Annotated in this window: 17 protein-coding genes and 1 pseudogene; 12 read left to right on the top strand and 6 right to left on the bottom strand. The window is 74.0% G+C overall.

Annotated elements, in window-relative coordinates:
- Positions 1-376 (bottom strand): annotated as a pseudogene (locus tag ABD067_RS11355) (septum site-determining protein MinC); the annotation flags it as partial.
- 267 nt (positions 377-643) lie between these two features.
- Here ABD067_RS11355 and ABD067_RS11350 point away from each other — a divergent pair.
- The 3 genes from ABD067_RS11350 to ABD067_RS11340 are packed head-to-tail and all read left to right on the top strand — an operon-like array spanning position 644 to position 2,876.
- Positions 644-1,090 (top strand): acyl-CoA thioesterase, encoded by a 447-nt coding sequence (locus ABD067_RS11350; protein WP_343895405.1) that lies wholly within the window; start codon positions 644-646, stop codon positions 1,088-1,090.
- Positions 1,091-1,106: 16 nt separating this feature from the next.
- Complete coding sequence (locus tag ABD067_RS11345; RefSeq protein WP_343895404.1) at positions 1,107-2,072, top strand: D-2-hydroxyacid dehydrogenase family protein; 966 nt, start codon at positions 1,107-1,109, stop codon at positions 2,070-2,072.
- Between the two features lie 15 nt (positions 2,073-2,087).
- Positions 2,088-2,876, top strand: a complete 789-nt coding sequence (locus ABD067_RS11340; protein WP_343895403.1) for a cyclase family protein — start codon at positions 2,088-2,090, stop codon at positions 2,874-2,876.
- A gap of 3 nt (positions 2,877-2,879) precedes the next feature.
- On the opposite strand, the gene ABD067_RS11335 is transcribed toward ABD067_RS11340, so the two are convergent.
- On the bottom strand, positions 2,880-4,049 hold the full coding sequence (locus ABD067_RS11335; RefSeq protein ID WP_343895402.1) for an iron-containing alcohol dehydrogenase: 1,170 nt from the start codon (positions 4,047-4,049) through the stop codon (positions 2,880-2,882).
- 118 nt (positions 4,050-4,167) lie between these two features.
- Here ABD067_RS11335 and ABD067_RS11330 point away from each other — a divergent pair, with 118 nt between their 5' ends.
- Both ABD067_RS11330 and ABD067_RS11325 read left to right on the top strand, forming a co-directional pair.
- Positions 4,168-5,373 (top strand): Zn-dependent hydrolase, encoded by a 1,206-nt coding sequence (locus ABD067_RS11330; RefSeq protein ID WP_343895401.1) that lies wholly within the window; start codon positions 4,168-4,170, stop codon positions 5,371-5,373.
- Between the two features lie 98 nt (positions 5,374-5,471).
- The gene (locus ABD067_RS11325; RefSeq protein ID WP_343895400.1) at positions 5,472-5,642 is read left to right on the top strand and encodes a metallothionein; all 171 of its coding nucleotides are present in this window, start codon (positions 5,472-5,474) and stop codon (positions 5,640-5,642) included.
- Between the two features lie 53 nt (positions 5,643-5,695).
- Here ABD067_RS11325 and ABD067_RS11320 read toward each other — a convergent pair whose 3' ends face one another.
- Positions 5,696-8,722, bottom strand: a complete 3,027-nt coding sequence (locus tag ABD067_RS11320) for a PAS domain S-box protein (protein WP_343895399.1) — start codon at positions 8,720-8,722, stop codon at positions 5,696-5,698.
- 248 nt (positions 8,723-8,970) lie between these two features.
- On the opposite strand from ABD067_RS11320, the gene ABD067_RS11315 reads away from it, so the two are divergent.
- Positions 8,971-10,407 carry an MATE family efflux transporter gene (locus ABD067_RS11315; RefSeq protein ID WP_343895398.1) on the top strand — a complete coding sequence of 479 codons (1,437 nt, stop codon included), beginning with the start codon at positions 8,971-8,973 and terminating at the stop codon, positions 10,405-10,407.
- Positions 10,397-10,906 carry a cupin domain-containing protein gene (locus tag ABD067_RS11310; RefSeq protein ID WP_343895397.1) on the top strand — a complete coding sequence of 170 codons (510 nt, stop codon included), beginning with the start codon at positions 10,397-10,399 and terminating at the stop codon, positions 10,904-10,906. Before ABD067_RS11315 ends, ABD067_RS11310 begins: the two co-directional genes overlap by 11 nt.
- Positions 10,907-10,952: 46 nt before the next feature.
- Here ABD067_RS11310 and ABD067_RS11305 read toward each other — a convergent pair whose 3' ends face one another.
- The 3 genes from ABD067_RS11305 to ABD067_RS11295 all read right to left on the bottom strand — a co-directional run bounded on the left by ABD067_RS11305 (position 10,953) and on the right by ABD067_RS11295 (position 14,069).
- Complete coding sequence (locus ABD067_RS11305; protein ID WP_343895396.1) at positions 10,953-11,777, bottom strand: dienelactone hydrolase family protein; 825 nt, start codon at positions 11,775-11,777, stop codon at positions 10,953-10,955.
- Between the two features lie 175 nt (positions 11,778-11,952).
- Positions 11,953-12,831, bottom strand: a complete 879-nt coding sequence (locus ABD067_RS11300; RefSeq protein ID WP_343895395.1) for a tripartite tricarboxylate transporter substrate-binding protein — start codon at positions 12,829-12,831, stop codon at positions 11,953-11,955.
- A gap of 431 nt (positions 12,832-13,262) precedes the next feature.
- Positions 13,263-14,069: an SH3 domain-containing protein gene (locus ABD067_RS11295; RefSeq protein ID WP_343895394.1), complete on the bottom strand. Its 807-nt coding sequence runs from the start codon at positions 14,067-14,069 to the stop codon at positions 13,263-13,265.
- A 149-nt stretch (positions 14,070-14,218) separates the two neighbouring features.
- On the opposite strand from ABD067_RS11295, the gene ABD067_RS11290 reads away from it, so the two are divergent.
- The 5 genes from ABD067_RS11290 to ABD067_RS11270 are packed head-to-tail and all read left to right on the top strand — an operon-like array spanning position 14,219 to position 19,659.
- Positions 14,219-15,274, top strand: a complete 1,056-nt coding sequence (locus tag ABD067_RS11290) for an Ldh family oxidoreductase (RefSeq protein ID WP_343895393.1) — start codon at positions 14,219-14,221, stop codon at positions 15,272-15,274.
- 11 nt (positions 15,275-15,285) lie between these two features.
- A complete protein-coding gene (locus ABD067_RS11285) occupies positions 15,286-16,023 on the top strand; it encodes a CoA transferase subunit A (RefSeq protein WP_343895392.1) in 738 nt (245 codons plus the stop codon).
- Positions 16,020-16,679: a CoA-transferase gene (locus tag ABD067_RS11280; protein WP_343895391.1), complete on the top strand. Its 660-nt coding sequence runs from the start codon at positions 16,020-16,022 to the stop codon at positions 16,677-16,679. Before ABD067_RS11285 ends, ABD067_RS11280 begins: the two co-directional genes overlap by 4 nt.
- A 12-nt stretch (positions 16,680-16,691) precedes the next feature.
- Positions 16,692-17,306 carry a 2-hydroxychromene-2-carboxylate isomerase gene (locus tag ABD067_RS11275; protein WP_343895390.1) on the top strand — a complete coding sequence of 205 codons (615 nt, stop codon included), beginning with the start codon at positions 16,692-16,694 and terminating at the stop codon, positions 17,304-17,306.
- 4 nt (positions 17,307-17,310) lie between these two features.
- Entirely contained in the window at positions 17,311-19,659 is a 2,349-nt protein-coding gene (locus ABD067_RS11270) for a xanthine dehydrogenase family protein molybdopterin-binding subunit (RefSeq protein WP_343895389.1), read from the top strand.
- The last annotated feature ends 25 nt before the right edge of the window (positions 19,660-19,684 follow it).

The raw sequence follows: 19,684 nt of genomic DNA, 5'->3' as shown, positions 1-19,684 counted from the left end.
CGGCCGGAACGGCGGGCAGCGGCGGCAGGTCTTCCTCGGCCTCCTTCGGCCCACCGACCGGCCGGAGCGGCGGCAAGCCGGCCGCCTGCGCCGCCTGGCGCATCTGCGGGCTGCCGCCGGTGGTGCCGATCGGGACGATCTCGAGCGACCGCAGCCCGGAGACCAGCGACTTGAAGTCCACCTCGTCCGGCCGCGCCTCGAGGTCGCCCAGGCCTATGGCGATGGGCGCGAAGCGCAGGAAGCCGGGCGCCCGGCGGAATTGGTCGCCGAGGCTCGGCAGCACCGCGTCGGGCCGGTGGTCGAGCAGTCGCAGGACCAGCAGGTTGAAGTTGCCGGCGCGGAGGCGGAAGGTCTCGGGGCGCGTCTGCGTGTTCAAGTCGTTCTCTGCGGAGCAACCGTAAGGTGGAATGCGGAGGGCCCAGGAAACCGTCCGCGACCAGGAGGTCTATAGCCGGGCCGGGGCGCGGGGATAAGCCCGAAGTGCAGCACCGCATGCGGAACGGTTCCCGTAGTCGGCTGCGCAGGCCCGCCGTTTGGCGGCCGGCGCGTCCGCCCGCATAGTGGGCGCCGCCGGCGGAGGAAGGGTTTTGGGGTACGCGGAAACACCGATGGCGCCACGGGCGGCGGGCGGCGGCCGCGCCCGATGAGCGGCCCGAAGCCCCGGCCCGGCATCCGCGCCGATTACCGCTTGTACCTGTCCCTGCCGACGCGCTGGATGGACAACGACGTGTACGGCCACGTCAACAACGTCGCCTACTACAGCTTCTTCGACACGGCGGTCGCTCGCTTCCTCCTGGCGAACGGGGTGCTGGACCTCTCGTCCAGCACGGTGGTCGGGCTGGTGGTGGAAACCGCCTGCCGCTACGCTGCGCCGATCGCCTTCCCGGACGAGGTGACCTGCGGCCTGCGCTGCGGCCGGCTCGGCACCTCCTCCATCCGCTACGAGATCGGCATCTTCCGCAACGAAGAGGACCGGGCCGCGGCGGAGGGCCACTTCGTCCACGTCTACGTGGAGCGCGCGCGTCAGGACCGCGCCGTCCCCCTCCCCGCCGCGCTGCGCGACGCCGCGCAGCGGTTCCTGATGCTCTGACGGAGGCGCCGCCGCCATGCCGGACCTGACCCGCCTCGCCATCCTGGACGACTACCAGGGCGTCGCGCGCGCCCTCGGGCCTTGGGATCGCCTGCCCGCGGACCTCGCGATCGAAGTCTTCCGCGACACCCTGGCCGATCCGGACGCGTTGGCGGAACGCCTCCGCCCGTTCGACGCGCTGGTGATCATGCGCGAGCGCACGCCGTTCGCGCGCGCCCTGGTCGAACGGCTGCCCAACCTCCGGCTGCTGGTCACCACCGGGATGCGGAACCGGTCGGTGGACTTGGCGGCCTGCGCGGAGAAGGGCGTCACCGTCTGCGGCACGCCCGGCTTCGGCAACCCCACCGTGGACCTGACCTGGGGCCTCATCCTGTCCTTGGCGCGCCGCATCCCGGAGCAGGAGCGCGCCCTGCGGGAGGGGCGTTGGCAGGTGGCGCTGGGCAACGGACTGGAGGGCAAGACGCTCGGCGTGCTCGGCCTGGGCAACCTCGGCGCGCGGGTGGCGCGGGTCGGCGCGGCCTTCGGGATGCGCGTGGTCGCCTGGAGCCCCAACCTGACGGACGAGCGCGCCGCCGCGGCGGGCGCGACGCGGGTGGGCAAGGCCGCGCTGATGGCCGAGGCGGACGTGCTGACCTTGCACGTCGTCCTGTCGGAGCGCTCGCGCGGGATCGTCGGCGCCGACGACATCGCACGGATGAAGCGCGGGGCGTTCATCGTGAACACCAGCCGCGGGCCGCTGGTGGACCAGGATGCGCTCATCGCCGCGCTGCGCGAGGGCCGCATCGCCGGCGCCGGCCTGGACGTGTACGACCAGGAGCCGCTGCCGCCGGACCACCCCATCCTCTCGGCGCCGAATACGGTGCTGACCCCGCACCTCGGCTACGTCACGGAAGAGAACTACCGCGTCTACTTCCAGGGCGCGGTGGAGGCGGTGGAGGGCTACCTGGAGGGCAGCCCCGTGCGCGTGCTCCGAGCGGATTAGGAGGGACCGGCCGCCATGCCCCGCCGCTTCATCGACATCTCCGCGCCGCTGAAAGCCGGCATACGCAGCGACCCGCCGGACATGCTGCCGGAGATCGAATACCTGGACCACCACCAGACCGCGCCGCGCATGGCGGACTACATGGGCGTGCCGATCGGCGCGCTGCCGGAGGGCGAGTACGCGGCTGTGGAGCGCGTCCGCATCTCCACCCATAACGGGACCCACCTCGACGCGCCCTACCACTACTTCTCGCGCATGAACGAGCGGCTGGTGCCGGGCGGCGAGCCGTCCTGGCGCATCGACGAGGTGCCGCTGGAATGGTGCCACCAGCCCGGCGTGAAGCTCGACTTCCGCCACCTGCCGGACGGCCATGTCGTGCAGCCGGACGAGGTCGAGGCCGAGTTGCGCCGCATCGGCCACGAGCTGAAGCCGCTGGAGATCGTGTTGGTGAACACCCGCGCCGGGAGCCGCTACGGCGAGGACGACTACGTGGACAGCGGCTGCGGCATTGGCAAGGCCGCGACGCTGTGGCTGCTGGAGCGCGGCGTGCGGCTGGTCGGCACCGACGCCTGGTCCTGGGACGCGCCGTTCAGCGCGACGAAGAAGCGCATAGCCGAGGGCGGCTCGCCGGACCTCATTTGGGAAGGCCACCGCGCGGGCCGCGAGATCGGCTACTCGCACCTCGAGAAGCTGCACAACCTGGAGGCCCTGCCGCACGACGGCTTCCAGGTGGTGTGCTTCCCGGTGAAGGTGCACCGCGGCTCGGCCGGCTGGACCCGCGCCGTGGCGATCCTCGAAGACTGAGCCTCAATAGGCTTCCTGCAACAGCGCCCGCACGGCGGCGAGGTCGAGCGGGCGCGGGTTGGTCGGTATCCAACGGTCGTGCATCGCCGCCTCGGCCACCGCGTCGAGCTGCCCTTCCCTCACGCCGCAGTCGCGCAGCCGTCCTGGCAGGCCGAGTTCCGCGACCAGCTCCGCCACCAGTTCCGACGCCGGCTTGCCGGGCGCTCCCATGGCCTCGCTCACCAGCGCCTGCTGGTCGGCGTTGGCCGGCAGGTTGAAGCGCAGCACCGGCGGCAGCATGGTGCAGGAGGTGTAGCCGTGCGGCACGCCGGCGGTGCCGCCGAGCGCGTGGCCGATGCCGTGGCTGCCGCCCTTCTGCACGCCCGATTGCGAGCCTACCATCGACATCCAGGCGCCGAGCAGGCAGTCCAGCCGCGCCGCCTCGTCGCCCGGCCCGGCCCTGGCGCGGCGCAAGCCCCGCGTCAGCAGGCGCAGCGCCTGCATGGAGGCGCCCTCGGCGAAGGCGTTGCCGTTGGTGGAGCAGATGTCCTCCACCGCGTGGTCCACGGCGCGGATGCCGGTGGAGAGGAACAGCCATTCGGGCGTCCGCAGCGTCACGGCGGGGTCGAGCACCACGGCCGTCGCCATCATGCGCGGGTGCGCGAAGCTCTGCTTCATGCCGCGCGCCGTGTCGGTGCAGCCCGCGGTGGCCGAGAAGTCGCCGGCCGAAAGCGTGGTCGGCACGCAGACCTGCGGCGGTGCGGGCGGCTTCTTGTCCGGGATGAAGCGGCGCCCGCCCTCGAACACGCTCATGAGCGGATCGAGCCGCGCTTCCTCATACACGCCGTTGGCGAGGCACATCCGAACCATCTTGCCGGCGTCCGTCACCGAGCCGCCGCCCAGAGTCACCACCAAGTCGGCCCGCGCATCGCGCGCCGCCCGCGTCGCTGCGATCACGTCGCTCCGCGGCGTGTGCGAAGCTACGCGGTCCCACCGGCCGGCGAGCGCGGCGCCGGCCCGGGACAGGCGCCGCTCCAACCGCTCCGCCCAGTCGGTCTCGCGCGAAATGGTGCCGCCCAGCATGAGGAACACGCGCGCGGCACCGGCCCGCCCCGCCTCTTCCGCGACGGCTTCGTCGAACGCCGTGCCCATGTGGGCCCGCTCCATGGCGGGGTACTCGAAGGTGCTGCCCATGGTTCCGGGCCTTTCCCAGGCTGGGCGGAGCCCAACACGGCCGGGGGCTGGAGGCCAGCCCCGGCGAACGGCATCCTTGGCGCCACCCCTTCCCCGCCCGCCAGGAGAGCCCGCCGCCATGGCCGCCGCCGTAGACACCGAACGCTTCCTCCGCGACCTCGACGACCTGCGCGAGATCGGCCGCTACAAGACCGGCGTCCACCGGCCGACCTACTCGCCGCAGGACATGGAGAGCCGCCGCTGGCTGATGGCGCGCATGGAGGAGTGCGGGCTGGAGCCGTCCATTGACGGCATCGGCAACGTGCTCGGCCGCCACCGGGGGCCGGGGCCGCACCTGCTGGTGGGCAGCCACATCGAAACGCAGAGCCACGCCGGTTGGCTGGACGGCGCGCTCGGCGTGGTGGCCGGGCTCGCGCTGGCGCGCGCGGGCCTCCCCGTGGACGTGGCCGCCTTCGCCGACGAGGAGGGCCATTTCGAGGGCGGCTTCCTCGGCAGCCGCTCCATCATCGGCGCCTTGTCGGACGAGGAGATCGACCGCAGCCGCAACCGCACGGACGGCACCCCGCTGCGCGACGCCCTGGCCGCCGCGGGCCTCGCCGGCCTGCCGCGCATGACGCTCGACCGCGACCGTTATCGCGGCTTCCTGGAGATGCACATCGAGCAGGGCACGCAGTTGGAGGGCGCCGGGGAGCGGGTCGGCGTCGTCACCGGCATCGTCGCCATCTGGCAATGGCGGATCACGGTCGAAGGGGCGCAGGACCACGCCGGCGGCACCACCATGGCCGAGCGGCGCGACGCCGGCCTCGCCGCCGTGCGCCTGCTCGCCGCCATAGACCGGGAGTTCCCGCGCGTCTGCGCCGAGCGCACCACCTGGACCACGGGCCGGATCGCGCTGGAGCCCGGCGCGCCCTCCATCATCCCGGGCCGCGCGGACGTCCTGTTCCAGTTCCGGGACGTGGAGGTGCCGGTTTTGGAGCGGCTGGAAACCACGCTCCGCGCCCTGGTGCGGGAAAGCAACCGGCGCGAGCGCTGCACCGCCACCCTCGACCAGATGTCCCGCGCCACGCCCGCGCTCTGCGACCCGGGCTTCATGGACGCGCTGGCCGCGGCGGCGGAGGCGCGGGCGCCCGGCCAATGGCGGCGTATGCCCTCCGGCGCCGGGCACGACGCGCAGTGGATCGGTCGGGTCATGCCGGCGGCGATGCTGTTCGTGCCCTCCATCGGCGGCATCAGCCACCACTGGGCAGAGGACACCAAGCGCGAGCACCTGGCGCTCGGCTGCGAGGTGCTGGCCGACGCGGCGGCGCGCATCCTCTCGCGATAACGGCCGCCGCCGCGCCGGCGGCACTGCGGTGATTACATAACACGGCCCCCGCTTGCTATCTGGATGGCCATTGGGGTTTCCAGCGACGGGAGCGTGCGATGTCGGCGACGGTGGACATGGTGAAGTGCGCGTGCAGCGACTGCGTTTGCGTCGTGAAGACGGACGGCGGCGTGAAGCGCGAGGGGCGGCTGTTCTGCAGCGAGAGCTGCGCCGACCACCACAAGGACGGCTCCGGCTGCGGCCACGCGGGTTGCGCCTGCCACGGGTGACGGCGCGGCCGGTCCGCCGCCGGGCGGCGCCGTCCGCGCCAGTGGCGGCCGCCTCAGGTGGACACGGCCAAGTCATTCTCGATCGGCGGCTCCAGGGCCTCGCGCGCTTCGGCTAGGCACCGGGCGACCTTCCGTTCCAGCTCGCTTTCGCGGAAGGGCTTTTGCACGATGCGGTCCTCGCCCGTGCCGGCCAGGGCCGACAGGTCGGCGTAGCCGGTGATGAACAGCACAGGCAGGCCCGGCCGGGCGGTCCGCGCCCCGCGCGCCACCTCCACACCGTTCATGCCCGGCATGGCGAAGTCCACCACCAACAGGTCCACGCGCTGGCTCGGCCGGTTGAGGACGTCGAGCGCCGGCGGTCCGCCGTTCGCTTCCACCACCGTGTGGCCGAGGTCGCGCAGCGCCGACGCCGTGACCTCGCGGACGGCGTTGTCGTCGTCCACTAGGAGGATGTGGGCGGGCCGCGCCGCCCGGCCCGCGCCGCCCGGCCGTGCTTCCCCGCCCGGGCCGGCGGCCGCCGCGTCGCCGTCCGCCGCCGAAGCCGGTGCGCTCGGCAGGTAGACCTTCACCGTCGTGCCGCGGCCGGGCGCCGACTCCATGGAAACACCGCCGCCCGACTGCTTGGCGAAGCCGTAGACCTGCGCCAACCCCAGCCCCGACCCCTTGCCGACCGGCTTGGTGGTGAAAAAGGGCTCGAACGCCTTGGCCGCGACCTCGGGCGGCATGCCGAAGCCGGTGTCCGCCACCGCCACCATGACGTACTCGCCGGCGGGCGGCTCTTCGGGCCGCCGCGGCTCGCCCAGGCGCACGTTCGCGGTCTCGATGGAAAGCGAGCCCCCGCCCTCCATCGCGTCGCGGGCGTTGATCGCGAGGTTGAGCAGCACCAGCTCGATCTGCGTCGGGTCCACCAACGCTCGCCGCAGCGACGGATCGAGGTCGGTGCCGACCCGGACGCGGCTCCCCACCGACGTCCGCAGCAGATCGTGCATGTTGGCCACCGTGGCGTTCAGGTCCACCGGCCGGGCTTCCAGGCGCTGCCGGCGCGAGAAGGCGAGGAGCTGCGCTGTGAGCGTGGCGCCGCGCTCGGCCGCGGTGCGAACGTGGTCCAGGCGCTCCAGCAGCTTGCCGTCGAGGCCCGCGGCGAGGATGCCGCGCTTGAGGAAGGCGGTGTTGCCCAGCACCACGGTGAGCAGGTTGTTGAAGTCGTGCGCGACGCCGGAGGTGAGCTGGCCCACCGCCTCCAGGCGCTGCATGCGGCGGAGCGTCTCCTCCACCCGCTCGCGCTCCTCGATCTGCGCCACGAGCTGGCGGTTCACGGCCGCGACCTCCTCCGCGCGCGCCTTCTCGGCGGTGACGTCGCGCGCCACGGCGTAGATGCGCCCGTCGTCGAGCGCGGCCGTCCAGGCGATCCAGCGCCAGCCCCCGTCCTTGTGCCGCATCCGGATCTCGAAGCCCCGGGACGGCTTGCCGGCGGCGACGCTGCGGAACTCGGCGGCCGTGCGCTCCGCGTCGTCGCGGTGCGTGCAGTTCGTGAACGGCTTCAGCAAGGAGTCCTGCTCGGCCCACCCGAGCAGGCGTTCGTATGCGGGGCTGACGCTCAGGCAGACGCCGTCCGGCGAGATGACGAGGAAGGCATCCTGGCTGGTCCGCCACAAGCGGTCGCGCTCCAGCGTCCGCTCCTCGACCCGCTGCTCCAGGGTGGCGTTGAGGCGGCGCAGCTCCTCCCCGGCGCGGTGCAACTCGGTGATGTCGGCGTTCATGCCCACCCACTCGCGCACCGTGCCGTCGGCGTTGCGCAGCGGCACCGCCCGCGCGCTGGTCATCCGCCAGGTGCCGCTCGCGGCGTGGCGGAGGCGGTACTCCGCTGCATAGGGCGCGCTGGACGCCACCGCGTCCGCCCAACCCCGGGCCACGCGCCCCGCGTCCTCCGGGTGGATGGCGTCGGTCCACCGCCGGCCCAGCCATTCCTCCTGGGTCTGGCCGGTGAACGCCCGCCAGGAGGGCGAGTCCTCCACCGCCCTGCCGTTCGCGTCGGTGGTCCAAACGATCTGCGCCGAGGCGTCCACCAAGGCGCGGAACCGCGCCTCGCTCGCCCGCAAGGCGCGCGCCGTCCGGCTGCGCTCGGCGGCGTGGCGCGTCCGCCCCGCGACCTCGCAGGCGACGTCCACCTCCTCGGGCGACCAGTGGCGCGGCGCGTCGTGGTGGACGACCAGGACGGCCGATGTCCGCCCCCCCTGCGCCACGGGCACGGCGATCAACGCCGCGGCCCCGCAGGCGGCGAAGGTGCGGGCCGGCTCGCCGCGGGTGCGCGGGTCGGCGGAAAGGTCGTCGATAGCGGCCACCCGCCCGCCAAGCACGTCCCGCACCAGCGCCGGTCCGTAGTCGTCGAGGCGGAACCGCCGGCCCATCACGTCCGCCACGCGCGGCTCGTTCCAGTTCTGGGTGATGGCGCCGTGGGCGTCGTCGGCGTCCACTTCGACGTAGAACACGCGCGCCGCCCGCAGCCACGGCCCGAGCATCCGCGTAGCGGTGGCGGCGAGGGCGCCGGGGTTGGCCAGCCCGCGCAACCGGCTTTCCAATTCGACGCGGAAGGCTTGGCGCCGCGCGAACAGCACCCGCCCGGTTGTCTCCGTGCAGGCGCAGAAGATGCCGGCCACGGCCCCGTGCTCGTCGTGGACCGGCGTGTAGGACAGGGTGAAGTACGCGGTTTCGGGGTAGCCTTTGCGGTGGAGGGTGAGCGGCAGGTCCTCGTGCCAGACCGCTTCGCCCGAGAAGGCTTGGTCCACGACGGGGCCCACGTCGTCCGACAATTCGTTCCAAACGTCGAGGAACGGGCGGCCGAGCGCGCGCGGGTGGCGCTGGCCGAGCACCGGGACGTAGCCGTCGTTGTAGAGCAGCGTGCGCTCCGGCCCCCAGGCCAGCGCCATCGGCTGGCGGGAACGCAGCATGACGCCGACCAGCGTGCGCAGCGGCAGCGGCCACCGGTGCAGCGGGCCCAGGGGAGTCGAGCCCCAGTCATGGGCGCGCACGAGGTCGCCGGCCTCGCCGCCTCCGGTCAGCGTGCCGCTCGGTTCCGCCAAGTGCGCTCGGTGCTGCGACAGGGTACTGGTCTCGCTATGGACGCCGATCTCCCTGCGCGGAGAGCGCCGCCGTGTTGCATCGGGGGCGGGCTCCTCGCGGGGGCGTCCGCCCTGCGAGACCCTGGCCCAGCTTACCCCGTTCTTCGGCGTTCGCCACGATTTGCCTGAAAAGGAAAGTATTCCGGGATACGGTGGCGGCCGGACGGCCCAGCGCTTGACCGCGGCATGGGCGGTGGGGAAACCGCGGCATGGACTCCCTCCCCTACGGTCCCGGCCACACGCCGGCGCCGGTGCCGGCCCCTCGCCGCCGCGCGGCGCTGACCGAGGGGCCGGTCGGCCCTTTGTTGTTCAACACCACCCTGCCGCTCGCCCTGGCGCTGGCGGCGATGTTTGCCGTGCAGCTCGCCGAAACCTGGCTCGTCGGACTGCTGGGGCGCGAGGCGCTCGCCGCCTTGGGCTTCGCGGCCCCGATCGCGATGACGGCGACGAGCTTCGGCATCGGCCTGGGCGCCGGGGCCTCCGCCGTGGTGGCGCGCGGCCTCGGCGCCGGCGACCGGAGCGTGGAACGGCTTTCGGCGCACGCCCTGTGGCTGGCCGCGGGGACGGCCGCGGCGGTGGCGGTGCCCGGGTGGCTCCTGGCCCCCGCGCTGCTCCGCGCCCTCGGCGCGGAGGGGGAGGTCCACGCCCTCGCCCAAGCCTACCTGCGCGCGTGGTTCCCTGGGGCGGTGCCGCTGGTCACCGGCATCGTGGCGCTCAGCCTGACGCGCGCCGCGGGCGACACCCGTTTCCAAGGGGCGGCGTTGGCCGGCGCCGGTGCCTTCGCCTTCCTGCTGGACTGGCCGCTCGCCTTCGGGGTGCCGGCCATGGTGCCGGGTCTCGGCGTCCCCGGCCTCGCTGTGGCGGCGGCCGTGTCCTGGAGCGCCATGCTCGCGCTGGCGCTGCGCCGCCTCCGGTCGCTCGGGCTGCTGGACCGGTTGGCCACGGCCCCCTGCGGCGGCTTCGCCGCCTCGGCGCGCCGGGTGCTCCGGGTGGGGCTGCCGGCGGCGGCGACCAACGCCATCATCCCCGTCGGGACCACGCTCTTCACCGCCATGCTCGCCGCGCACGGCGCGGTGGCGGTGGCGGGGTTCAGCATCGGCTCCCGGGTGGAGGCACTGGCGATGGTGGCCTTCTTCGCGCTCTCTGCGGTGGCCAACCCCTTCGCCGCGCAGAACGCGGGCGCGGGCCGGATGGAGCGGGTGCAGGCTGGCATGCGCGCCTCCCTGCTGTTCTGCGCCGCGGCCGGCGCCGCGACCGGCCTGCTGCTCTGGTTGTTCGGGCCGCAGGTCGCGCGGCTGTTCACCGACGACCCGGCGGTGGTCGCGTCCACCGCGCTGTACCTCTCGCTCATGCCCTGGGGCTTCGGCGCGGTGGGCGCCATCGCGGTGGCGAACGCGGCCTTCAACGGCCTGGAGCGGCCCCTCCCCGCGCTGGCCTTGTCCCTGGCGCGCACCCTCGCCGTCGGGGTGCCCTTGGCTTGGCTTGGCGGCCGCTTGGCCGGCGAGGCCGGCACGCTGCTCGGCATCCTGCTGACGAACCTCGCGGTGGGCTTGGCGGCCGGCCTGTGGGTGCTGCGCGCGACGGCGCCCGCCGGCGCCGCTATGCTGCCCCCGACGCGAACGGAGGCGCGCCGCCATGCCGCATGACGGACACCACGACCCCGACACGGCCCCCGCCGACGGCTGGAAGCACAGCGGGGTGCGCGTGATCCCGGGGAACAGCCTGGACACCAACACGCCGCAGACGCCGGGCATGAACCGCGCCGCGGCGATCAACGCCGCCCGTGTCGGCGCCCAGAAGATCTGGGCCGGCACCGTCCACATCCACGCCAATGCCAAAACCGGCGCGCACCACCACGGGGCGCTCGAGAGCGTGATCTACGTGCTGAAGGGACGCGCCCGGATGCGCTGGGGCGAGAAGCTGGAATACGTGGCCGAGGCCGGGCCGGGCGATTTCATCTACGTGCCGCCCTACGTGCCGCACCAAGAGATCAACGCGTCCACGGACGAGACCCTGGAATGCCTCTTGGTGCGCTCCGACAACGAGGCGGTGGTGGTCAACCTCGACATCGAGCCGGTGGAGCGGCCCGAGAACGTCGCCTGGGTCGATCCCATCCACAAGGCGCCGACGCCCGGCGGCCGTTGACCCCTCCCGGGCGGCGCGCCGACGGCACGCCGGCCGGCAAGGCCCGTCACGGCGCCGCCTGAACGCCGGAGGCGGCGGCGGGCAGGTGCGCCGCGGGCGGGTCGGCGAGGAGGAAGCGGGAAACCGCCTGCGCCGCCCGGAAGGTCGCCCAATTGTCCGGGTAGGCCGGCAACCGGCGTGACAAGGCGTTCGGGTCGTCGGGGTGCGGCAGCAGGAGGCGGCCGTCCACCTGTTCGACCACCACGTCCCAAGCGTGGCCGGCCCCTGTCGAAGCGCGGTCCGCACGCGCCCCCGGGCGCCCGGCGGTCAGGGCGGCGCAGGCCCGCGCCTCCCGCGCCTCGTCGGGGTGGAGGACCATCGCGCGCGCGTCGCGGTCCAGCGCCGGCGCCCCTTCGCATGCGGGGTAGAGCGCCACCGCGGGCCGGTCCCGCGCCGCGAGCGCGAGCGCCATCCGGCCCCCGGTGCCGAAGCCGAGGAGCGCGACGCGCGACGGGTCGATGCCGAACTCGTCCGTGGCCGCCGCGATAGCCGCCCGCGCGTCGGCGAGGGTCAAGCGCTGGTCCTGGTCCGGCCACAGCTCCACCACCGCCACGCCGAGCGAGGAGAGCCGGTCGAGGTAAGGCCAAGCGCGGCGCGCGTCCCACACCTCGTCGGGAAGCAGGAACACCACCGGCGAAGCGCGGCCGCCAACGGCCGCGGGGGCGGCGTCGTCCGGCAGGGTGGTGCGCGTGTGGACTCGCCCGACCGAGCGCCACGGCGCCGGATCGGACGCCGCGTCGAACGCGGCGGAGGCGGCCGTGGAAAAGGCGAAGAAGGCGACGGCGGCCAAGGCGGCGGCGACCGGCAGCGGCGCGGCGACGGGGCGGGGCACGGTTGGCGTTCCTTTGTTTCTGACTCCGGTGGACCCGGACATCTGACGCCGGGAGCGCGAACGGGAGGCGGGATGCACCGACCCGGGCCGGCGCTCCGGCGCCGGGTGGCGCGGTGACCATCTTCGGCGGGGGGGGCGGACCGACCCTGGCGGGAGCGCCGGCCTGGCGGCCGAGTCAGCCGTCCAAGGTGATGTTGTTGTCGCGGATCACCCGGCCCCAGCGCTGGACCTCGCTGTTGAGGAAGCGGCGGCAGCGCTCGACACCGCCGGCCAGCACGTCCACGCCCTGCTCCTCGATGCGGGCGCGCACCTCGGGCGCGGACAGGGCCTGCGACATGGCCTCGCCCATGCGCCGCAGCGCCGGCTCCGGCGCACCGGCGCGGCCGAGGAACGCCAGCCAGGTCGGCGCCTCGAAGCCGGGGAAGCCCTGCTGGGCGAAGCTCTTCACCCCGGGCAGGTGGCGGGACTCGGTTTCGGTGGTCACGCCCAGCGGGCGCAGGGCGCCGGCCTTGATCTGCTGGGCCAGGGACGGGAGCGAACCTATGCCCAATGGTACTTCGCCGGCGACGACGGCCTGTGCGAGCGGGCCGCCGCCGCGGTAGGGCACGTGCGTCAGCTTGAAGCCGCCCGTCTGCTGCAGCAGCGCCATGGAAACGTGGGACAGCGCCCCGACACCGGTTGTGCCGTAGCTGATGGTGTCCGGGGCCCGCTTCGCGGCCGCGACGACCTCCCCGAAGGTTTTCCAGGGCGCGTCCTTGTTCGCCACCAGCACCAGCGGCCCGGTGGCCACCAGGCTCACCGGCGCGAAGGCCTGCATGAGGCGGTAGGGCAGGCGCATGGTGGTCTGGTTGGTGGCTTCGGTGTCGAAGGCCAGCAGCCAGGTGTTGCCGTCCGGCGCCGCCCGCGCGGCTTCGGCGGCGCCGACCGAGCCCGAGGCGCCGCCGCGGTTCTCGACCACCACCGGCTTGCCGAGCGCCTCCTGCAGCTTGGGCTGGAACAGGCGGGCGACGATGTCCGTCATGCCGCCCGGTGGGAACGGCACGATGATCCTCACGGGACCTTCCGGCCAACCCGCCTGCGCTCGCGCGATGCCGGGCGCGGCGAGGCCTGCGGCGGCTAGGGAAAGGACGCTGCGGCGGAGCATGTGGACACCTCAAGCCCAGTACGTTTCGATATGATTTCAAAATACGCGCTATTTCTCAACTTTAGATTGATAAACTCCGCGCAAAGTTTTGTGATGATGCTCAATTAAATGAACCGCTATTGAATGCGACGGCTTGGTCCCACGCTTCGCACGATCCGGGTTTTTACTGCTTCAAGTTTCGGCCCGGGAGCGAGGCATCACGCGACCGGGCGAGAAGGGGGCGCCGACGCCGCTCCGGGCCTAGCGCTCCTCGACCGGCCCCGCACCACGGCTTCCGGCCTGAGTTCCGGGCCAGCGGGGGGGCGCCCGCTTGCGATGTCAAAAGCGTGCCGCGCCTGCGGTCAGGGCCCTTCGATCAGCAGGCTGGCGTGCGCCCAACCCCAGGGCTCGCCGACGCCCACGCGCAGCCACCCGCCCGGCGCGCGCTCGAACACGTCGAGCACTTGGCCGCGCGGCAACACGCCGATCACCGCCGCGCCGCCGCCCGGCCCGCTGCGCAGGTTGACGGCCGAGCCGCCGCCCACGGCCGCCCGGCGGAGGGCCACCGGCGTCCCGCCGCCCTGAACCGGGCCGATCCGGGTGCCGGCGCCCGCCGCCTGCGGGTCGGCAGGCGCCGTGACCGATGCCGCGACGGCGGCGCCGCCCGGCAGGAGTCGGGGCGCCGTCCGTGGATCGTCGGCGTTGCGGCAGTAGCGATCGCGGGCGTTCGCCGTGGCGCGGGGCAGGTTCGGCCCTTCCTCGATCACCGGCAGGGGGGCGCCGCCCGTGCGGCCGTCCCCGGGCAGGATGACCCGCACCACGAAGTCCGCGCCGCCGGCGGGCGTTTCCCGCCCCGCCAGGACCCGGCCGCACACCGCGCGCTCGTGCGGCGGGCCGAAGCCGTAGACGCGAACCTCCCGGAACGCCGCGGAGGCGGGCTCCCGCAGCCGCGCGCGCAGGACGCGGAAGGCCGCCTCCTCCAACGGTTCGGGCGCCGCCGCCACCGCCTTGGCGACCTGCGGCGCCATGCCGACGGCCGCCGGCTGCGCCCGCCACGCCCAGACGCCGCCCCAGGCGAGCGCCGCCATGCCCAGCGCCAAGCCCAGCAACCGCAGCGCACGGAAGGCCGTGCGCGCCTTGCGTGCCGCGGGGGGAGCGGGGTGCGCCATGGGGCTCCAATGCGCCACCGCGCGGATGGTTACAAGCGGACGCGGAACAAGATCGCGCCAGGAGTTTGGGTACACCAGCGCGCGCATGCGCCCTTTCGCTCCGGCCCGCGCTTCGCCACCCTGCCCGGCGCGACAGCGGAGAGGATCGGATGCCGAAGGTGCGGGCGGAGCGGTTGCGGGAGATCGGCCGGACGCTGCTGGCCGCGAACGGCGTGCCGGAAGCCGAGGCCGCGACCGTCGCGCGGCACTGCGTCGCGGCCAACCTCGCCGGCCACGACAGCCACGGCGTCATCCAGATCCCCGGCTACATCGACCGCGTGAAGGCCGGGCACATCGTCCCAGGCGCTCCGTTCACCGTGGTCCGCGAGAGCCCGACCACCGCCGTCATCGACGGCAATTGGGGCTTCGGCTACGTGGTCAACGAGCGGGCCATGCGGATGGTCATCGACAAGGCGAGCGCGTCCAACCTCGCCGCCGCCACCGTGTTCCGCCAAGGCCATGTCGGCCGCTTGGCGACCTACCCGCTGATGGCGGCCGAGGCGGGCATGATCGGCATGGCCTGGGCGGATTCGGGCCGCTCGCCCAAATCGGTCGCGCCCTTCGGCGGGCGGGAAGCGCGGCTCGGCACCAATCCCTGGGCCATCGCCGTCCCCTCCGACCTGAAGGCGCCGCTCTTCCTCGACATGGCGACCTCGGCCGTCGCGGTCGGCAAGGTCAAGCTGGCCGAGGCGCGCCGCGAGCCCATCCCGCGCGGCTGGGTGGTGGACGGCGAAGGCCAGCTCGCCACCGACCCGAAGGCCCTGGCGCGGGGCGGCGCGCTGCTGCCGCTCGGCGGCCCCGGCGAGGGCCACAAGGGCACCGGCTTGGCGGTGATCGGCGAGATCCTGTGCGGCATCCTCACGGGCCTGGGCTTCGGCGTGGAGCCCACGGGCCGGCACAACGACGGCTGCTTCCTGCTGGCGATCAAGGTGGACGCCTTCCGCCCCTTGGCCGAGTTCCGCGCCGAGGTGGCCGCGTTCGCCGGCTACCTGAAGGACACGCCGCCCTCGGAAGGCAGCCGCGGCGTGCTCTACCCCGGCGAGGTGGAGCACGCGCAGGAGATCGAGCGGAAGCGCGACGGCGTGGACATAGAGGACTCGACCTGGGGCAAGCTCGCCGACCTGGCGGAGGCCGCCGGCCTGTCCGCCCAGCTCGGCTTCGCTTGAGGCCGCCCGGGGTGGCCAAGAGCAAGCTCGCCGGGAGCTTCGCCGAAGCCGTGGCGGGCATCCCGGACGGCGCGACCATTGCCTTCGGCGGCTTCGCCGGGCCCGGCACGCCCTACAACTTGATCCGCGCGCTGCTGGCCCAGGGCGCCCGCAATCTCACCTGCGTGTCCAACACCACCGGCGGCGCCCACCAGCCGCGGATGCCGGACATCGGCATGCTGGTGGAGAACGGGCGGGTGCGGAAGGTGGTCTGCTCCTTCACCGCCGCCACGCGCCCGACCGACGCGCTGCCCTTCGCCCGCTTCCACGAGGCCGGCGAGGTGGAAGCGGAGCTGGTGCCGCAAGGCACCCTGGCCGAGCGCCTGCGCGCCGCCGGCAGCGGCATCCCGGCCTTCTACACGCCCACTGGCGTCGGCACGGAGGTCGCGGAAGGCCGCGAAACCCGCGTTTTCAACGGCCGCGAACACCTGCTGGAGCACGCGCTGCCGGTGGAGTACGCGTTCCTCCGCGCCTGGAAGGCCGACGAGGCGGGGAACCTCCGCTTCCGCCTGTCGCAGCGAAACTTCAACCCGGTCATGGCGATGGCCGCGCGCACCGTGGTCGTCGAAGTGGAGGAGGACGTGCTCCCCGCCGGCGCCATGGACCCGGACGACGTCCATACGCCAGGCGTCCTCGTCCACCGCTTGGTGCGCGTCCCTCCGCCGCCCGAAGGGCTCTGGCCGACGCGGCGGACGGAGCACGCCCGTTGAGCGGCGGCAGCGTCGGGTCGTCGCGCGGCTGGTCGCGCCAGCAGATGGCCGACCGCCTGGCCGCGGAGTTCGGCGACGGCTGGATCGTCAACCTAGGCGTCGGCATCCCGACGCTCTGCTCCAACGCCGACCTGGGCGGCCGCGCAGTAGTCTTCCATTCGGAGAACGGCGTGGTCGGCTGCGGCCCGGTGCTGCCGGAGGGCCAGGAGGACATGCACCTGGTCAACGCCGGCGGCCAGCCTGTGTCGCTCCGCCCAGGCGCCGCCGTGGTCCACCACGCCGACAGCTTCGCCCTGATCCGCTCCGGCCGCATCGACGCCACGGCGATGGGCGCCTACGAGTGCGCCGCCAACGGCGACTTCGCCAACTGGAAGATCGCCGCCAACGCCAAGGGCGGCGGCATCGGCGGCGCGATGGACCTCGCCGCCTGCGCCCGGCGCGTCTTCCTGCTGCTGGAGCACACCACGCGCCGGGGGGCGCCGCGGTTGGTGCTGCGCTGCGCCCTACCGGTCACGGCGCGCCGCGTGGTCACCCTCGCCGCCACCAACTACGGCCTGTTCAAGCCGGAGGGCGAAGGCTTCCGTGTCCTGGAACTGGCGCCCGGAGTCGCGCTCGATGAGGTCCGCGCGGCCACCGGCGCGCCGCTCACCGCATAAAGGGGACCGCCAATGGCGCAGCAGCGCATCGACTACTACGCATCGCTCAACTCGCCCTGGACCCACTTCGGCGCGGCGCGGATCGAGGCGCTGGCGGCGAAGCACGGCGCCGAGCTGCGCATCTGGCCGGTGGACTTCGGGACGATCTTCGCCGGCTCGGGCGGCCTGCCGCTGCCCAAGCGCTCGCCGCAACGCCAAGCCTATCGGATGCAGGAGCTGGCGCGCTGGCGCGACCGCCTCGGCATCCCGATCAACCTCCAGCCGCGCGGCTTCCCGGCCAACGAGCTGCTCGCGGCCTGCTGCACGATCGCCTTGCGCGAAACGCAAGGCGACGCGGCGGCCATCCGCTTCGCCCACCGCGTCCTCAAGGCGCTCTGGGAAGAGGAGCGGAACACCGGCGACCCCGCCACCCTGTCCGCCCTGCTCACCGAGGTCGGCCAGGACGCCGAGGCGGTGCTCCGCCTCGGCGCCGAGCCGCGCTGGACCGAGCGGCGCGAGGCGGACACCCAAGCGGCGCTCGCCCGCGGCGTCTTCGGCGCGCCCTCCTACGTGGTCGGCGACGACATCTTCTGGGGCCAGGACCGGCTGGAGTTCGTGGCCGAACGCCTCGCCCGAGGGGCCGCGTAGCGCGTTGCCCGAAGCCCTCTCCGGCCGCCCGCTCCGCCGGCGCGAGGACGCGCGCTTCCTCACCGGCGCGGGCCGCTTCACCGCCGATGTCGAAGCGCCGGGCGCCCTGCACCTCCGCGTGCTGCGCTCGCCGCACGCGCACGCGCGCCTCCTCGGCATCGACACCGCCGCCGCCCGTTCCATGCCCGGCGTGCGCCTCGTCCTCACCGGCACTGACCTCGCCGCGGCCGGCCTAGGCCCGCTCCCCTGCCCCGCGGCCGCCGCCGTGAAGACCGACGGCCCCCTGGCCGTGCCCGAGCGCCACGCCCTTGCCCTCGGCCGCGTGCGCCACGTGGGCGAGCCGGTCGCCTGCGTCGTAGCGGACACCGCGCACGAGGCGCGCGACGCGGCCGAGGCGATCCAGGTCGCCTACGACCCGCTGCCCGCCGTCGTGGACGGCCGCGCCGCCCTCGCCCCCGGCGCGCCGGAAGTCTGGGAAGAGGCGCCCGGCAACCGCGCCTTCCGCTTCGAGCGCGGCGACCGCGCCGCCGTGGAAGCCGCCTTCGCCCGTGCCGCGCACACCGTCTCGCTCGACCTGGTGAACCAGCGCTTGCACGCCGCGCCGATCGAGCCGCGCGCCGCCGTTGCCCGACACGACCCGGCTTCCGACTCCTTCGACCTCCTCCTGAGCGGCCAAGGCGTCCACGGCATCCGCGCCCAGCTCGCCCGCTCCGTGTTCCGCGTGCCGGAGGAGCGCCTGCGCCTCCACTGCCCCGACGTCGGCGGCGGCTTCGGCCTCAAGAACTTCCCCTTCCCCGAGCACGTCCTGGTGCTGCACGCCTCGCGCCTGCTCGGCGGCAGGCCCGTGCAGTGGGTGGCGGACGGCTCCGAGGAGTTCCAGGCCGCCGTCCACGCGCGAGACCTCCAGGGCACCGCGCGCCTCGCCCTCGATGCCGAGGGCCGCTTCCTGGCGCTGCACGCCGACATGGTGGCGAACCTCGGCGCCTACTGCTCGTCTTTCGGCCCGGGCGTGCCGACCAACTCCGTCTCCAACGCCTTCGGCACCGTGTACGACGTGCCGGCCGCGCTGCTGGAGGTGCGCGGCGCCTTCACCAACACGCTCCCCGTGGACGCCTACCGCGGCGCAGGCAAGCCCGAGGCCAACACCATGATGGAGCGGCTGGTGGACGCTGCCGCCCGGCGTTGCGGCTTCGACCCGCTGGCGCTGCGTCGCCGCAACCTCATCACCCGCTTCCCGCGCCGCAGCGCCTTCGGCATCCCGATGGACACCGGTGCCTTCGCCGAGGCGCTGGACGCGGCGGAGGCGCTGGCCGACCGCGACGGCTTCGCCGCCCGCCGCGCCGACTCGGAAGCGCGCGGCAAGCTGCGCGGCTTCGGCCTCGCCTGCTTCCTCGAAACCGCGCGCGGCTCCCCGGGCGAATGGGCCGCGGTGCGCTTCGCCGCCGACGGCACGGTGGACCTCGCGGTCGGCACGCAATCCAACGGCCAGGGCCACGAGACCAGCTTCCCCCAGTTCGCCGCCGACCGCCTCGGCCTGCCTGTCGAGAGCCTGCGCCTGGTGCAAGCCGACACCGCCACGGTCGCGCGCGGCAACGGCCACGGCGGCGCCCGGTCGCTCCACATGGGCGGCACCGCCCTTGTGATGGCGATCGACAAGGCGCTGGAACGCGCCCGCCGCCTCGCCGCCCACCTGCTGCAAGCCGCGCCGGACGAACTCGCCTTCGCCGGAGGCCGCTTCGCCGTGCGCGGCACCGAACGCGGCGTGGACCTCGCGGCGCTCGCCCGCGCCGCCTGCGACCCGGCCAACCTGCCGGACGGCATGTCGCGCGGCCTCGACGCCGAGGCCGACAACCCCTCCGACCTCATCACCTTCCCCGGCGGCGCGCACATCGCGGAGGTGGAGGTGGACCCGGACACCGGCGCGGTGGAGCTGCTGCGCTACCAAGCCATGGACGACTACGGCCGCCTGGTGAACCCGCTGCTCACCGAAGGCCAGGTGCAAGGCGGCCTGGCGCAAGGCATCGGCCAGGCGCTGATGGAGCGCGTAGCCTACGACCCCGATTCGGGCCAGCTCCTCAGCGCTTCGCCCATGGACTACGCCCTGCCCCGCGCCGCCGACCTGCCTCCGCTCCCGGTGCGCTTCCTCCAGGTGCCCACGGAGTCGAACCCGCTCGGCACCAAGGGCGCGGGCCAGGCCGGCGCCATCGCCGCCCCGCACACGGTGGTGCTCGCCGTGCTGGACGCGCTGGCGCTGCTCGGCGTTTCGGAGATCGACATGCCGGCGACGCCGGAGCGCGTTTGGCGCGCCATCCGGGCCGCCCGGCACGGGAGCGGAGCCTCGCCCCGGGCGTGATGCAGGGCAGGGTGGCGCGCCGGAG

Origin of the sequence: Craurococcus roseus (genome assembly GCF_039523795.1) — a bacterium.
Lineage (GTDB): Bacteria > Pseudomonadota > Alphaproteobacteria > Acetobacterales > Acetobacteraceae > Craurococcus > Craurococcus roseus.
The sequence above is the reverse complement of the archived record's forward strand: the minus strand, read 5'-3'. Positions and strand labels throughout refer to the sequence as shown.